Raw genomic sequence first — 15,589 nt, 5'->3', positions numbered from 1 at the left:
AATGGATCAGCGCTTATGGAAAGAATTCAAGGAAGACTTGCCTCACAAGCAAGGAGCGTTCGCAAAAAGAAACTGGGGAACTCCTCTGCATTCGCTTTGCTCCTACCAAGGGAAACTAAAACCCGCGTTAGCACATCATTTAGTTCAAATTTTTTCATCTAAAGGTCAAACGGTATTCGATCCATTTTCTGGCTCTGGGACGATTCCACTCGAAGCGGTCATAGCTGGTAGGAGCTCAATATCAAACGACCTAAGTGACATGGCAGTTGCCTTATCCAACGCCAAAACTGGGCAGACAACAAGGCGGTCATGTGACTACGTCATTGAGGCATTGGCTGAATGGATATTAACACGCCCCGTATCTCAACGGACCGTAGATGAAACTCAAAAGATTCGCTTCAATAAGACCATTGTCGAGTACTTTGAACCTGCCACCTTTCAGGAGGTATTGAAGGCAAGAGACTTTTTCGGTGAGACAAAAGACCTGAAAGATGCAAATTGGTGTTTGGTTTTTTCTGCGATGCTTCATATTTTACATGGCAACCGACCTTATGCGCTTTCGCGAAATAGTCATCCGCTGACACCATATGCCCCGACTGGGGAATTTATCTACAAAAACGTTATCTCTCATTTGAGAACAAAGGTGCACTCATCGCTTTCAAGTAAGGAAGGCTTGCCAGATTTTTCTAAAGGTTTGTCGATCAAATCCGATGTTCGAGATTTGTCTGAGTTGAGTGATGGATGTGCTGACGTAATAATTACATCCCCACCATTCGCCTCATCAACAAGATTTTACATGACAAATTGGATGCGATTCTGGTTTTCCGGCTGGTCAATTTCCGACTTCGATGATGCAAGCGCCCAATTTATCGAGGGCAGCAAGGACAAATCACTACTTGTCTACGAAGACATTTTTCAGAGCTTTGGCCGTGTTTTAAAGAGCGGCGGGCCTGTCGTTCTGCATGTGGGAAAAAATAAGGCAGTCAATATGGCGGAGAAGCTTCAACTACTCAATTTTGATGGCTTCAATTTAGTCGATGTTTTTTCCGAAAGCGTGGAAGCATCAGAATCGCATGGAATAAAGGACAAAGGAAGCACTGTTGAGCACCAGTACTTAGTTTACTCTAAGAAGTGATTGTTCCATGCATTTGCGAAGCTAAAGCCACCCGCATCAAGCTTAGAAATTTGTAGTACCCGATCAAGCGATTTACAAATCAGCTCAGCTGGAACCTTTCCATCTTTTTCTACTACTAGGTACTCCTTATTAAGAAAGTCATCGAATAGCCATTTGGGGTTGCTCAAGAGCTTCTCCAAAATCTCCAAGTTTGGTGTAGGATTCTCTAATTGATCCAATGGTATACTAGTAAGTTTGCTGAGCTCAATGAGCTCCCGACTAGTATAGAAATCTTTTGGCTGCCGATCTCTCTTTCTGGAGTTGCAACTGCCGCAAAGCGCCGTTGCCGTTTCATCTAGCGGCCACAACAGTGCTAAAGGCCGCGTATGGTCGAGATGCATTTCCTTTCTATCTGCCAACAGTTCCTTGCACTTGAAACACTTCTTTTCGAATTTCTCCCAAATATATGTTGCTAACTCTTGCCCGGTCTCGTGTCGGAACGTCATTTGAGCCGAGTTGTTTCCCAGCTCCGAAATCATCAACTCGAAATGCCGTCGTCGTTGGGCGTCTTCTTTCATTTGATCAGCGGAACGCTGCGGGTTTAGTGCCGCATTAACTACGAATTTCTTGCAGAATCGGCATTCTAATTGAAATCCAAACTCTAATTCTACATCACAATCGTGATCGAGATCAGTTATAATTCCAAAACCTCTGTGACGACATGGTCTTTTTGCGACGCAGTGATTAGAGAACGAAAGCGTATTTCGTTCGAAAGGCAAATTGATAGGAAGAAACCTCGCGCAGCGATTGCACTCTTTGGTGACGAAACACTTTTCCCTTTTCGCAGGTACGTCAGAAATTTTGACATTGCCTTCACTTGTGTAAAAATTTGCCTCGGGTGCAAAAAGATGGATGTTTCGTAGAACACTTTCCCGAGCTTCTTCGAAAAATGGGTGCCAGATTTCCCCGCACCCTGGCTCGAAAATTTCAATTTCGCATGGACCTTCTGGTGTCAAAAAGATAGTAAATTCTGTATGCTTCTCATTCTGCCAAATATATCCGCATTTGTTGAACGATTCAGCTGATCCGTAATTCGAGTAGTGCCGCGATCCGAACCATTCTTGGTCGCAAGTCAACGAAATTTGTGAATTTGCACGAAAGTAGAAACCGAACCCTGAGTATTTTTCAGGATCTATGTCAGGCATTGAAAAGCACAACTTCAGAGGAATACCTGACGAAGCCTTGAATACCAACGTATCAACGCGGAGCAACTTTCCGCCAGTCGCTTCGTCATGGCTCTTAAATCCTGACAAACGAGTCGCTGTCCTGCGTCGACCAGAATACTCTGCTTTACCAGCGCGTTTTTGTAATTTGAAATTTTTGGCTACCATGGAGATAGATTGCCATCGGTTAAACGAGTTAGCAAGTTGCGGTGCGATTTTGTTAGGCAAATGGGAGATGTTTTTAAGGGGTGACGCGGTGAATGTAGAGCGAAGAAGCAAAATAGCGCACTGCCAAGGTTGACACTCTGATTGTTAGTACCCATGTCCGTTTCGCTGGGCATTACCTTTTCCGAGACTGTCCCCCAATCCGCCCACTGCTGATTGCCTTCAGGAAACCCACCCTTTGGTGTCGGTCCCTAGGCTCAGGACCCATTGATCTGCTTGAGGCTACGTCGGCAGCGTGATTCAAGCTCCCAAACTGACGGGGGTGATGATGAGCAACCTTTTCTGGCTAACGGACGCGCAGATGGACCGGCTTCGGCCGTTTTTTCCCAAGAGCCATGGCAAGCCGCGGGTGGATGACCGGCGTGTTCTGAGTGGAATAATATTCATCAATCGCAATGGCTTGCGCTGGTGCGACGCGCCCGCGGAATACGGCCCGGCCAAAACGCTCTATAACCGCTGGAAACGATGGAGCGACAAGGGCATTTTCGCGAGGATGATGCACGGCCTTGCGTCGGAGGCAGCGGTTCCAAAGACGGTGATGATCGACGCGACCTATCTGAAGGCGCACCGCACGGCGAGCAGTCTGCGGTCGAAAAAGGGGGGCCCGACGACCAGCGGGGGCGCGCGATCGGCCGAACCAAAGGCGGCATGAACACCAAGCTGCATGCCGTCACCGATGCCGAGGGACGACCGATCCGGTTTTTCATGACCGCGGGCCAGGTCAGCGACTACACCGGCGCTGCGGCCCTTCTTGGCAGCCTGCCATCGGCACAATGGCTTCTGGCCGACCGGGGCTATGACGCCGACTGGTTCAGGGAAGCGTTGAAAGACAAGGAGATAAAGCCCTGCATCCCTGGCCGGAAGTCCCGCGCCAAGCCCGTCAAATACGACAAGCGCCGCTACAAACGCCGCAACAGGATCGAGATCATGTTCGGGCGCCTGAAGGACTGGCGCAGGATTGCCACACGCTACGACCGATGCCCGAAAGTCTTCCTCTCCGCCATCGCCCTCGCCGCAACCGTCATGTTCTGGCTATGAAACGAGAACGAGTCCTGACCCTAGTTGTATTTCCGATGCCGATCAGCAGAAAGGAGCAGACATGCTCGATAATTTTAGTTGCGGGATGAACGCCGCAGAAGTGGCGGCGGAAGCCGCTGAAGCTGAGCGCGAGACAGGGGCATGTGAAGCCAAGCGCAAGGCTGAGTGGGAGGCGTCGGTTGACGCGTTACCGACCAAACATCAGCGTTATTTCCATCGCAACAGAGTAAGGCGAACTTTTGAAGCCGCGATGGTGCGTGCTGATAAAATAAACGCCGTTCCTCCTTGGTTATCCGACGAGCAGAAACAGCAGATTTTCCAAATCTACGAAGCGTCCGAGGCGCTTCAAATAGCGACGGGCATCCCACATGAAGTGGATCACATCGTTCAACTTGTCGGAAAGAACAAAACAGGAGATCAGATGATTTGTGGCTTGCATGTGCCTTGGAACCTTCGAGCCATTCCATGGTCACTTAATCGCAAGCGTGGCGATTGGTTTTTCATCGCGAGCGCAGAGAGGCGTGTCCCAGACGCAGACGAGATTCTTGCAAGTTTCGATTTTCCTGATTGGGACGATGCGATTCCTTGGTGAAATGCACTTGTTGCAAAAATGTTGCAAAAACCAGAGCGCAGCAATCCGCCACTGTTCGTTTTATTGTTCATTTTCAAGAGTTTAAATGGTGCCCCCACACGGACTCGAACCGCGGACCTACTGATTACAAATCAGTTGCTCTACCAGCTGAGCTATAGGGGCACTTCATCGACTGCTTGCATTCCTTTGCTTACGGTCGACAATCTGCAAGTCGAAACTCACGGGACGGCTGATAAACGACTGACGAGCGAAGCGCAATGCACCAAAATGGATTTTTTTTCGTTACCACAGTCTGCGGTTGGAACTTGTATCCACGAAGCGCCCTCGGGTTAGGGCCGGACCATTTGGTGTGAGATGCAGATCCCACATCCGTGAATCGCCCCGGTTTCACCGGAGACCTATAGCTTCATTTCACGCGACCATATCGAGCACGTCGCGCTGTGCATAGAAGTTCTCTTCAGCCTCTGCTGGCGGGATGTTTCCGATGGGGCCAAGCAAGCGTCTGTTGTTGAACCAATCGACCCATCCGAGGGTGGCCATTTCCAGATCCTGCATGTTGCGCCACGGTCCCTGGCGATGGACCAGCTCGGTTTTGTAGAGGCCGTTGATCGTCTCGGCGAGGGCGTTGTCATACGAGTGGACCTGTCGCGGTTTGATGCCGCTCCTTTGATAGCATTTACTGCAACAAAGGAGATTGACTATGGGACTGAAACGGACGGACGAATTCCGCCAAGATGTGGACCTGTCGCGGTTTGATGCCGCTCCTTTGATAGCATTTACTGCAACAAAGGAGATTGACTATGGGACTGAAACGGACGGACGAATTCCGCCAAGATGCGGTTCGTATCGCACTAACCAGTGGGCTAACACGTAAGCAGGTGGCTGACGATCTGGGTGTTGGCATGTCAACGCTGAACAAATGGATCACCGCGCACCGAGATACAGACGTGGTTTCCAAAGAGGATTTAGACCTCGCCAAAGAGAATGATCGGCTTCGGCGCGAGATCAGGCTCCTCAAGGAGGAGAGGGAGATCTTAAAAAACCGTTCCCGGCCGCAGCCCGCCTGTGCGCAGTATAAACAGCCTGTGCTATGCTGCGCCTGAAGGGCAGTTGCCGATGGCTTATTGGTGGGCTGGACCCCGTTAAAAAACGTGGCACATGGGCTGATGCGCACTTGAGAGTGGTGACGCCGCCATCGCGGTGATCCCGGTTAGGAAGATGACGAACTTGCATAGCCCACGCCCTTCGCCTTGAACGGAGGAGGTGCCATGACGAAGCGTAAATCCGGTGGCCACCCGGACTTGAAGATGGTCAATCCCAATGCGGCCGCGATCGACATCGGCTCGACGATGCACATGGCGGCTGTGAACCCTGACACCGACATCATGCCAGTGCGCGCCTTTGGGACATTCACACAAGATTTGCACGACCTTGCCGACTGGTTCCGGTCGTGCGGTGTCACCAGCGTGGCCATGGAGTCGACCGGCGTTTACTGGATACCGGCCTTCGAGATCTTGGAAGCGAATGGCTTCGAGGTCATCCTCGTGAACGCCCGTTACGCCAAGAATGTGCCTGGCCGCAAAACCGATGTCAGCGATGCCGGATGGCTGCGTCAGCTACACTCCTATGGTCTGTTGCGTGGCAGTTTTCGGCCTGAGGCCGAGATCGCCACCTTGCGCGCCTATATGCGCCAGCGCGAACGCCTGACAGAATATGCCGCCGCTCACATCCAACACATGCAGAAGGCGCTGATGGAGATGAACCTGCAACTGCATCATGTCGTCTCCGATATCACAGGCGGGACCGGTATGCGGATCATCCGCGCCATCGTCGCTGGCGAGCGTGATCCGGAGGCTCTCGCCGCGTTCCGGGATGTTCGCTGCAAATCCTCTATGGACACGATCAAGGCCGCGCTGGTCGGCAACGACCGTGAGGAGCATGTCTTTGCCCTGACACAGTCGCTGGAACTTTACGATTTCTACAAATCGCAGATCGAAGCATGCGACCGCAGGCTCGAGACGGCGGTCGGAGCGCTGACTGCCAAGGCAGATGGAGATCTGGCCCCACTGCCCAAGGCACGGATCAAGTGCAAGCAGCACAACGCGCCGTCTTTCGATGTGCGCGCTGCACTTTACGGGGTGCTGGGCACGGACCTGACGCAGATCCATGGCCTTGGGCCGTCGCTGGCTTTGAAGCTGGTGGCCGAATGCGGCACGGATTTGCGCGCGTGGAAGAGCGCCAAGCACTTCACGTCGTGGCTCTGTCTGGCGCCGGGCAACAAGATCTCTGGTGGCAAGCTGCTGTCTTCGCGGACACGCCGATCTTCAAGCCGCGCCGCTGCACTTCTGCGTCTTGCAGCCGTCACGATTGGCCGAAGTGACACGGCCCTCGGTGCGTTCTATCGACGCCTCTCGGCCCGGATCGGCAAGCAGAAGGCGGTGACCGCAACGGCGCGCAAGATCGCAGTTCTGTTTTACAACGCTGTGCGGCACGGCATGACTTACCAAGATCAAGGCGCCGCAGCTTATGACGAACGACATCGGCAACGTGTGCTGTCAAACCTTCAACGGCGCGCCAAGACCCTCGGATTTGCATTGGCGCCCATCCCGGAGACAGCGGCTGTTTCTTAGGAAGGCCACCCAATTCTTCGCGGGTCTAAAGCAATGAGGTTTAGGTTCATCGAAGAGCACATGTCCAGCTTCCCAGCCAATCGCTTGTGCGATGTCGTTGGTGTCAGCGCACGCGGTCTACGTGCCTTCCGCAGTCGTCCTGCCAGCCGTCGGCAGCGGTCAGATCTGGTGACCTTGGCCCACATCAAAGAACAGTCCCGTCTTAGTTTGGGCAGTTATGGAAGGCCACGGATGACCGAAGAACTGAAAGAGATTGGTCTGGATGTCGGGCACCGCCGTGTCGGGCGCTTGATGCGTCAGAACGGCATATCTGTGGTCAGGACGCGCAAACACAAGGTGACCACAGACAGCAATCACAAGTTCAATATCGCGCCAAACCTGCTGGATCGTGACTTCAACGCAGATGGGCTGCGCATTCCGGGGTGATCCGGTCGGGGATTCCGATTTGATCCGGTCACCCATTCCAATCTGATCCGGTCACCGATTCCGGGGTATCCGGTCACCCTTTCGGGGTGAGGTTGTGACGCTGCCGGGCAGTCCTGTGGCGGGCTACGCTTGTTCTTTCAAACAGAGCAGGCGGCCCCATGAAGAGACTGAAGATGCGGAAGATCAGAGAAGCGCTGCGGCTTCACGCCAGCGGATTATCGACCCGGAAGATAGCGACGAGCCTTGGCGTCGGGCAAAGCACGGCCAGTGAGTATCTGAAGCGGATTGAACGGGCCGCGCTCACATGGCCGCTTGCGGCGGAGATGACGGACGCCGCATTGGAAGCGCTGCTGTTTCAACCGATCGGTGGTGCCAGCCGACTTGTCGAGGCGCAACCGGATTGGCCGACGATCCATCGCGAGCTCAAGCGCCCGGGCGTGACACTGTCCTTGCTGTGGGAGGAATACCGCGCCGTTCATCCGGAAGGCTATGGATACAGCCGGTTCTGCGATCTGCATCGCCGTTGGAACGGGCGTCTGACGCCGGTGATGCGCCAGCACCATGTCGCCGGGGAGCGGGTTTTTGTCGACTACGCGGGCACCACGCTGGAGGTGATCGACGCAGGCACGGGCGAGGTTCGTCAGGCGCAGTTGTTCGTGGCCGCACTCGGGGCCTCGAACCTGACCTATGCCGAGGCAAGCTGGAGCCAGAGCCTGTCAGACTGGATCGGCGCGCACTGCCGAGCTTTCAGCTACTTCGGCGGCGTCCCGGCGCAGGTGGTATGCGACAACCTGAAGTCCGGCGTGACCAAGGCCTGCTTTTTTGAACCGGCAGTGAACCGGACCTACGCCGACATGGCCGCGCATTACGGCACTGCTGTCGTGCCAGCACGGCCCTACAAACCCAGGGACAAGGCGAAGGTCGAGGTGGCAGTTCAGATCGCAGAGCGCTGGATCGCAGCGCGTCTGCGCAACCAGCGGTTCTTCTCGCTGGCGGAACTGAACGCGGCGATCCGCAGCCTCCTCGACCAGCTCAATGATCGGGTGACCCGGCATCTTGGTGCCAGCCGCAGGGCCCTGTTCAATCAGGTCGAGCGATCCGCACTGCGGTCCTTGCCCGCGGCCCCCTACGTTTTTTCTGAATGGAAGCAATGCACTGTCGGACTCGATTATCACGTCGAGGTGGACAAGCATTACTACTCGGCCCCGCACAGCCTGCTGCGGGAGAAGGTCTGGGTCCGGCTCACTGCGCGGACGGTCGAGATTTTCCACCACGGCAAACGTGTCGCCGCCCACGCCAGAACGTCCTCCAATCGCAAGCACACCACCATCGCCGATCACATGCCAGCCAGCCATCGGCGTTACTCCGAATGGTCGCCGCAACGATTGAAGAACTGGGCTGCGAAGATCGGGCCCAATACCGCGACGCTGGTCGAAGTGATCCTGCGCGACCGCAGCCACCCCGAGCAGGGTTTCCGCTCCTGCCTCGGCATCATGCGCCTGGCCAAACCACACGGCCCAGAGGCGCTGGAGGCGGCTTGCGAGCGGGCGCTCACGATCGGGGCGCGGTCCTATTCGTCGGTCAATTCGATCTTGAAGAACAACCTGCATCGCAACCAGCCCGAACCCGCCGCGGACGGGCCCGCGATCCAGCACGGCAATATCCGCGGCCCCGGTTACTTCCATTGCAAGGACAAACGATGTTGACCCACCCCACCTTGGACCAGCTCCGACAGATGAAGCTCGACGGCATGGCCGAGGCTTTCGTCGACTTGCAGGCGCAAGATGCCACCACCGACCTGAGCCACGCCGAATGGCTTGGCCTACTGGTCGACCGCGAGGTCGCTACCCGCAATACCCGGCGGTTCCAGACCCGCATGCGAGCGGCAAAGCTGCGCCACGTCGGGGCAGCCATTGAAGACGTCGACTTCCGCACACCGCGCAAACTGGACCGGGCATTGTTCCAGCAACTCGCTACCGGACGCTGGATCAAAGACGCCCGCAACCTGATGATCACCGGCCCCTGCGGGGTCGGGAAGACCTGGCTTGCCTGCGCCCTGGGCCAGAGAGCCTGCCGCGACAACCTCACCGTCATCTACCAGCGGCTGCCACGCCTGTTCGCCGATCTCGACTTGGGCCATGGCGACGGACGCTTTCCACGCCTTTTCCGATCGCTGGTAAAGGCAGACCTGCTCATTCTCGACGACTGGGGGCCGGACCGCCTGACCGCCGGTCAGCGTCGCGATCTCATGGAGATCGTCGAGGACCGCCATGGACGCGGCTCGATCCTGATCACCAGCCAACTCCCGGTCGCAGCCTGGCACGACGTCATCGACGAACCCACGTTCGCCGATGCCATACTCGACCGCTTGGTCCATAACGCCTATCGCCTCGAACTGGACGGCCATTCAATGCGCCGCTCGACAGGTGCCACAGAAAAAGTTGACGAAGGCCCCACGGCCTGACATCAAAAACCATGCCTTCGCGGCGACGATCCTCAAGTGACCGGATACCCCGGAATGACTGACCGGATGTTGTCGGAACAGCCGACCGAATGCGTCGGAATGCGCAGCAAAGGGGCAGCCTGATCCAAAGCCCCCACCTTTTGTTCGAGCAGGGGCAAAAAGTGCAATGGATCAAAGATCATATCCGCTGATGCGTAGGATCGGTTATGCCGTGCAATAATCTCGTTGCCACATCCAATGATGACCTCATGCACAAACCCACGCACGTGAACATCATGGTGGGCATAAGCCACCGGCACCGAGTAATCATTGCTGCGATAACGCACCATCGAGATCGACGTAGCCCGCGTGCTGACGTGATCGCAGGCTTCATATTCTGCGACGGGCAATCCCATTAGAGCATCCAAATCCGATACCAGGCGTGCGCCTATAGTTTGGGTGTGGCCGCGCAATGTATCACTTTGTCGTTCCAAACACTTCTGCTCCGGGTGCGCGTTCAAATCATCAAAGCTGTCGTAGGCTCAGGACCCATTGATCTGCTTGAGGCTACGTCGGCAGCGTGATTCAAGCTCCCAAACTGACGGGGGTGATGATGAGCAACCTTTTCTGGCTAACGGACGCGCAGATGGACCGGCTTCGGCCGTTTTTTCCCAAGAGCCATGGCAAGCCGCGGGTGGATGACCGGCGTGTTCTGAGTGGGATAATATTCATCAATCGCAATGGCTTGCGCTGGTGCGACGCGCCCGCGGAATACGGCCCGGCCAAAACGCTCTATAACCGCTGGAAACGATGGAGCGACAAGGGCATTTTCGCGAGGATGATGCACGGCCTTGCGTCGGAGGCAGCGGTTCCAAAGACGGTGATGATCGACGCGACCTATCTGAAGGCGCACCGCACGGCGAGCAGTCTGCGGTCGAAAAAGGGGGGCCCGACGACCAGCGGGGGCGCGCGATCGGCCGAACCAAAGGCGGCATGAACACCAAGCTGCATGCCGTCACCGATGCCGAGGGACGACCGATCCGGTTTTTCATGACCGCGGGCCAGGTCAGCGACTACACCGGCGCTGCGGCCCTTCTTGGCAGCCTGCCATCGGCACAATGGCTTCTGGCCGACCGGGGCTATGACGCCGACTGGTTCAGGGAAGCGTTGAAAGACAAGGAGATAAAGCCCTGCATCCCTGGCCGGAAGTCCCGCGCCAAGCCCGTCAAATACGACAAGCGCCGCTACAAACGCCGCAACAGGATCGAGATCATGTTCGGGCGCCTGAAGGACTGGCGCAGGATTGCCACACGCTACGACCGATGCCCGAAAGTCTTCCTCTCCGCCATCGCCCTCGCCGCAACCGTCATGTTCTGGCTATGAAACGAGAACGAGTCCTGACCCTAGCGCGGCGCGGGCACCAGAAAGTTGCGACGTGTGTAACCTACCATGCCTTCGACATTGCCTTTGTCGTTTCCTCGCGCAGGCCGCCCGAACCTGTCATCAAACAAGTAATGCGATTGCAATTCCGTAAACCGACGGGTCCGGACTCGCGTTCTGTCCCCCAGAATACGCGCCACAGCGATCTTGGTATTGTCGTAAAGAATGGATTGGGGCCCTCTCGGCAGATTGCTACGCAATCGCCTGCCAGGTAATAAATGCCGCCAAAGAAGGCAAAGGCCGAGACGTGGCCATCACAGAATGCTTCCGTTGTCTCTGCTGGATAACCCTTCACAAACACCGCATCAGAATGCGGCAAGCTCATCACAAAGAAGTGGACTTTGCGCTCCACCCCGCCGATGACGCCGAGGGTCTCGCCAAAATCAACCTGTGCGTGGCCTGGCCGATGCGACAACGGCACAAACACTTCTTTGGTGCGCCGCTTTTGCTCACGCACGTAATACGTCACCGTCGTGAGGCTGCCTGCATACCCATGCTCATCACGCAGTCGTTCAAAAATGCGCTTCGACGTGTGACGCTGTTTTTTGATCAAGGCTTTGTCGGAGCGCAGTATCTCGTCGATGACACCAACGTAATTATCAAGCGTTGGCCGACGCGGCGGTTCTGAACGCTGATATCCGGGCGGCAACTCATGGCGCAGCATCTTCGCGATCGTCTTGCGATCCTTATTGAAATAACGCGCCGCTTCTCGAGCTGACATGCCGTCCTTCAAGCAGGCACGGCGCACACGATTATAAATATCCACAGAATACATCTCCCGCCCTCCGACTAAACGAAGGACACAAACTGGCGGAGTTTTACTCCGCTACAACTGCGATGCGCAGCCGCTTCTGTGGCCCATTATTGATCCGCGTTTTACAAGCGCCCCTGCCGCGGAGCGGCTTAGTCCGTCCCGCACGGGGATGCGGTTGGCATGTCGCAATCCTCTAAGGTGGCGAAGTCTTCGCCCGCCGTCAGCTTCATCAACTTGCCTACCCAAGCCAACGCGAGAGCCCGGTGACCCGATCAATGCGACTGGTCGAGAAGTTACGAGACCGTCTTGACTGCGATGACGATAGATATTTGATCGGACCGAAAGGTGTACACCACTAGGGTCAGGACTCGTTCTCGTTTCATAGCCAGAACATGACGGTTGCGGCGAGGGCGATGGCGGAGAGGAAGACTTTCGGGCATCGGTCGTAGCGTGTGGCAATCCTGCGCCAGTCCTTCAGGCGCCCGAACATGATCTCGATCCTGTTGCGGCGTTTGTAGCGGCGCTTGTCGTATTTGACGGGCTTGGCGCGGGACTTCCGGCCAGGGATGCAGGGCTTTATCTCCTTGTCTTTCAACGCTTCCCTGAACCAGTCGGCGTCATAGCCCCGGTCGGCCAGAAGCCATTGTGCCGATGGCAGGCTGCCAAGAAGGGCCGCAGCGCCGGTGTAGTCGCTGACCTGGCCCGCGGTCATGAAAAACCGGATCGGTCGTCCCTCGGCATCGGTGACGGCATGCAGCTTGGTGTTCATGCCGCCTTTGGTTCGGCCGATCGCGCGCCCCCGCTGGTCGTCGGGCCCCCCTTTTTCGACCGCAGACTGCTCGCCGTGCGGTGCGCCTTCAGATAGGTCGCGTCGATCATCACCGTCTTTGGAACCGCTGCCTCCGACGCAAGGCCGTGCATCATCCTCGCGAAAATGCCCTTGTCGCTCCATCGTTTCCAGCGGTTATAGAGCGTTTTGGCCGGGCCGTATTCCGCGGGCGCGTCGCACCAGCGCAAGCCATTGCGATTGATGAATATTATTCCACTCAGAACACGCCGGTCATCCACCCGCGGCTTGCCATGGCTCTTGGGAAAAAACGGCCGAAGCCGGTCCATCTGCGCGTCCGTTAGCCAGAAAAGGTTGCTCATCATCACCCCCGTCAGTTTGGGAGCTTGAATCACGCTGCCGACGTAGCCTCAAGCAGATCAATGGGTCCTGAGCCTAAGCTACGGGCTGGGGCCGGTCATCCACTGCGCCCAGCATGAAGGTCGCTAAAATTCTTCCGCTGCCAACGTGTAGGATAACAGCTCGAAGTCGCTCGAACTCAGTTCGAACCCGCGCCTCGCATTAAGCTGATTCGGTTTCCCATGTCAGCAAAAACTAGCATGCTTGTCACGTTTAGTTACGTAGGAACCGACGGTGCTACGTTTACTAGACATCGCAACGAATTTAGCGTGCTTCATGCAGAATTTTCCTTGAATCTTTGTAAGTAAATCTTGCAAAAACAATGGTTTGACTCCGATCCGCACTTCGGAAAGCATTAGGGCAGAAGCTCGTTATTCCGACGATTGCTCGCTTTGAAGAAGGATCAAATTATGCATCATGAGCACCCCTCAAGTATGAGCACTATGGCAACGCCATCTGTCGAACCAGCAGCCGGAACGCGGCTACCCTTGGCGGTCAGTGCTTGCCCGAGCTCAGAAGAATTAAACGACCCGCACTGGAGTGCCGCAGTCCGGCAGATCATGACGGCTTTTGTTGAAGTGGGTTTTGGGGTTTCGGCGGCTCAACACGCACTGACCGCAGCGAACAAGAACCGCAGGCTTCAAACATTGGCTGAAGATTTTTGCCGTGACGCCGGGTAATCACGAGTCCGCGTGGTGTAGGGCCAATTTAAGTCAACGCTATCCTGAGCAGGCCTTCCAGAAATTGACCAAACCAAAGCCTGCGAATGCGCGCTGCCAGTGTTTGAATAAATAATTGCAAAAGGAACTTCAAACCGCCCACACCGAATTTTTGATCAAATCATCGGTAACCCGCTATTTGCCCCCAACCCGAAAGGATCCAAAATGATCATCAAGGCCCCCAGCAGTCCAAAAAAGAAGCAATGCATTCTGTACCTTCGCGTTTCCTCGGCAAAGCAGACAAGCGATGGCGCGGGATTGTCAAGCCAAGAACGCAGTTGCCGCGAATATGCAGACCACAACGGCTATGAGGTCGTAGAAATCTTCACTGATGTCATCTCGGGGCGGTATGCAGACCGCCCCGGAATGAACGAACTCCTCGCATTTCTCCGTGCCGCAGGAGCCAAGCCTTACATTGTGGTAGTAGACGACATCACGCGACGCTTCGCGACAAGATCACTGCGAGCGGGGCAACAATTGAAAGCCCCAACCAAAAATTCGGGGAAGACGCAGGAGGCCGATTTATCGAGACTGTAATGGCTGCAATCGCAGAACATGATCGCGTCAAAAACGCAGAGCAGTCTCGCCGGAGATCTTTAGCACGCCTTCAGGGTGGGTACTGGTTCTTCAACGCCCCCTTTGGTTATACCCTTGAAAAAGCTCCCGGCGGGGGAAAGATGCTGATGCTCAGTGAGCCTCTCGCGGGTATCGTGAAAGAGGCTTTGGAGGGCTTCGCCTCGGGACGCTTTCAGACACAGGCTGAAGTTAAACGCTTCTTGGACTCGAAACCTGAATTTCCCAAAAGCTATCGCGGCACAGAAGTCCACTTCGACAAGGTCAAAAGGATGCTGACCAATGTGCTCTACGCAGGTTATGTCGAGTATCCGAAATGGGATATTCCTCTTACGCAAGCAAGGCACGATCCCCTCATCTCTTTTTCAACCTATCAGATTAATCAGGAACGTTTGATAGAGCGTAAAATCGCGCCAGCACGGGCCAATATCGCAGAGGATTTTCCCCTCCGGAATTTCCTCGTCTGTGAGGTTTGCAGCCACCCCGTCACGGCCTGTTGGTCGAAAAGTCATACAGGTAAGCGGCACCCTTACTATCTCTGTCGTTATCGCGGGTGTTCTGAGAAGGGAAAATCTATGCGGCGTGACGATGTTGAGTCGCAATTTTTTGAGTATTTGAAAACACTAACTCCCGCTCGAACCACGCTCGAACTGGCGGAACGTACCTTCCGGGCTGCTTGGGAGGAACGCAGCCGTTCAGCCTCGGATGAGAGCAAGCGCCTCAAGGCCAATATGCGTCAACTGGACCGGGATGTCGAGAATCTGCTCGGGCGATTGGTTCAGGCCGAGAACAACAGCAAGCTGATCGCCGCATACGAGCGCCGCATCTCTGAACTTGAGCAAGAAAAGGCAGTCATACGGGACTCCATCACGCAAATGTCACATCCAGCGCACCCGTTTGAAGAAATGTTCGAACTTTCGATGCGGTTTCTCTCAAGCCCTTATGAAGTTTGGGAAAAAGGCAATCTTGAAGTGCGGAGAACATTACTCAAACTGGTGTTTTCGCACCCTCTGGCCATCAGCCGAAAAAGCGGTGTTCGAACCGCAGAAACCACCTATCCGTTCAAGGCGTTACGACACTTAGCAAGGATGAAATCTGAAATGGTGCCCAAGGTGGGATTCGAACCCACACACCCGTTAGGGCGGGGGATTTTGAATCCCCTGCGTCTACCGTTCCGCCACTTGGGCACAGGTCACCGCATACCGTCCCGCGACCGCTTCGTCCAG

At 55.4% G+C, this 15,589-nt stretch carries 12 protein-coding genes, 2 tRNA genes and 5 pseudogenes; 11 read left to right on the top strand and 8 right to left on the bottom strand.

Annotated features, from left to right (window positions below):
- Position 1 precedes the first annotated feature (1 nt).
- Entirely contained in the window at positions 2-1,135 is a 1,134-nt protein-coding gene (locus tag ACW9UO_RS02170; RefSeq protein ID WP_457087378.1) for a DNA methyltransferase, read from the top strand.
- On the opposite strand, the gene ACW9UO_RS02165 is transcribed toward ACW9UO_RS02170, so the two are convergent.
- Entirely contained in the window at positions 1,120-2,505 is a 1,386-nt protein-coding gene (locus ACW9UO_RS02165; RefSeq protein ID WP_457087377.1) for a hypothetical protein, read from the bottom strand. The two genes, ACW9UO_RS02170 and ACW9UO_RS02165, sit on opposite strands and share 16 nt — an antisense overlap.
- 325 nt (positions 2,506-2,830) lie before the next feature.
- On the opposite strand from ACW9UO_RS02165, the gene ACW9UO_RS02160 reads away from it, so the two are divergent.
- Both ACW9UO_RS02160 and ACW9UO_RS02155 read left to right on the top strand, forming a co-directional pair.
- Positions 2,831-3,600, top strand: a protein-coding gene (locus ACW9UO_RS02160; protein ID WP_457088577.1) for an IS5 family transposase whose coding sequence is annotated in 2 segments (ribosomal slippage) — positions 2,831-3,167 and positions 3,167-3,600 — 771 coding nt in all. Because the reading frame shifts where the segments join, the coding sequence is not laid out codon by codon here.
- 61 nt (positions 3,601-3,661) lie between these two features.
- Positions 3,662-4,192, top strand: a complete 531-nt coding sequence (locus ACW9UO_RS02155) for a hypothetical protein (RefSeq protein WP_457087376.1) — start codon at positions 3,662-3,664, stop codon at positions 4,190-4,192.
- 86 nt (positions 4,193-4,278) lie between these two features.
- On the opposite strand, the gene ACW9UO_RS02150 is transcribed toward ACW9UO_RS02155, so the two are convergent.
- Positions 4,279-4,354, bottom strand: a tRNA-Thr gene (locus ACW9UO_RS02150).
- A 249-nt stretch (positions 4,355-4,603) separates the two neighbouring features.
- Positions 4,604-4,828, bottom strand: a pseudogene (locus tag ACW9UO_RS02145) (integrase core domain-containing protein); the annotation flags it as partial.
- Positions 4,829-4,992: 164 nt separating this feature from the next.
- Here ACW9UO_RS02145 and ACW9UO_RS02140 point away from each other — a divergent pair.
- The 5 genes and pseudogenes from ACW9UO_RS02140 to istB all read left to right on the top strand — a co-directional run.
- Positions 4,993-5,247: pseudogene (locus tag ACW9UO_RS02140) on the top strand (transposase); the annotation flags it as partial.
- Positions 5,248-5,460: 213 nt separating this feature from the next.
- The gene (locus ACW9UO_RS02135) at positions 5,461-6,822 is read left to right on the top strand and encodes an IS110 family RNA-guided transposase (RefSeq protein ID WP_457085813.1); all 1,362 of its coding nucleotides are present in this window, start codon (positions 5,461-5,463) and stop codon (positions 6,820-6,822) included.
- Positions 6,823-7,227, top strand: a pseudogene (locus ACW9UO_RS02130) (IS3 family transposase); the annotation flags it as partial.
- 179 nt (positions 7,228-7,406) lie between these two features.
- Positions 7,407-8,954, top strand: coding sequence for an IS21 family transposase (gene istA / locus ACW9UO_RS02125; RefSeq protein WP_457085812.1), 1,548 nt, complete (start codon positions 7,407-7,409; stop codon positions 8,952-8,954).
- Entirely contained in the window at positions 8,948-9,712 is a 765-nt protein-coding gene (istB, locus tag ACW9UO_RS02120) for an IS21-like element helper ATPase IstB (RefSeq protein ID WP_457085811.1), read from the top strand. Before istA (ACW9UO_RS02125) ends, istB begins: the two co-directional genes overlap by 7 nt.
- Positions 9,713-9,744: 32 nt before the next feature.
- Here the strand turns inward: istB and ACW9UO_RS02115 are convergent, their stop codons facing one another.
- Positions 9,745-10,107, bottom strand: coding sequence for a Mu transposase domain-containing protein (locus tag ACW9UO_RS02115; RefSeq protein WP_457087375.1), 363 nt, complete (start codon positions 10,105-10,107; stop codon positions 9,745-9,747).
- 197 nt (positions 10,108-10,304) lie between these two features.
- Here ACW9UO_RS02115 and ACW9UO_RS02110 point away from each other — a divergent pair.
- Positions 10,305-11,074 (top strand): IS5 family transposase gene (locus ACW9UO_RS02110; protein ID WP_457088577.1). Its coding sequence is split into 2 segments (ribosomal slippage): positions 10,305-10,641 and positions 10,641-11,074, totalling 771 coding nucleotides; the frame shifts between segments, so codons are not numbered across the junction.
- 26 nt (positions 11,075-11,100) lie between these two features.
- On the opposite strand, the pseudogene istA (ACW9UO_RS02105) reads toward ACW9UO_RS02110, so the two are convergent.
- A pseudogene (gene istA, locus ACW9UO_RS02105) lies at positions 11,101-11,906 on the bottom strand (IS21 family transposase); the annotation flags it as partial.
- 358 nt (positions 11,907-12,264) lie between these two features.
- Positions 12,265-13,034 (bottom strand): IS5 family transposase gene (locus ACW9UO_RS02100; RefSeq protein ID WP_457088577.1). Its coding sequence is split into 2 segments (ribosomal slippage): positions 12,265-12,698 and positions 12,698-13,034, totalling 771 coding nucleotides; the frame shifts between segments, so codons are not numbered across the junction.
- A gap of 921 nt (positions 13,035-13,955) precedes the next feature.
- Between ACW9UO_RS02100 and ACW9UO_RS02095 the strand changes: the two genes are divergently transcribed.
- On the top strand, positions 13,956-14,327 hold the full coding sequence (locus tag ACW9UO_RS02095) for a recombinase family protein (RefSeq protein ID WP_457087374.1): 372 nt from the start codon (positions 13,956-13,958) through the stop codon (positions 14,325-14,327).
- A pseudogene (locus ACW9UO_RS02090) lies at positions 14,327-14,923 on the top strand (recombinase family protein); the annotation flags it as partial. The gene ACW9UO_RS02095 and the pseudogene ACW9UO_RS02090, both read left to right, overlap by 1 nt.
- 135 nt (positions 14,924-15,058) lie before the next feature.
- On the opposite strand, the gene ACW9UO_RS02085 reads toward ACW9UO_RS02090, so the two are convergent.
- Together ACW9UO_RS02085 and ACW9UO_RS02080 are read right to left on the bottom strand one after the other, a co-directional pair.
- Positions 15,059-15,205 (bottom strand): hypothetical protein, encoded by a 147-nt coding sequence (locus tag ACW9UO_RS02085; RefSeq protein ID WP_457087373.1) that lies wholly within the window; start codon positions 15,203-15,205, stop codon positions 15,059-15,061.
- Positions 15,206-15,464: 259 nt separating this feature from the next.
- Positions 15,465-15,550: transfer RNA gene (locus tag ACW9UO_RS02080), tRNA-Leu, on the bottom strand.
- Positions 15,551-15,589: the final 39 nt, after the last annotated feature.

The organism is Marinovum sedimenti (assembly GCF_054052205.1).
The sequence above is the reverse complement of the archived record's forward strand: the minus strand, read 5'-3'. Positions and strand labels throughout refer to the sequence as shown.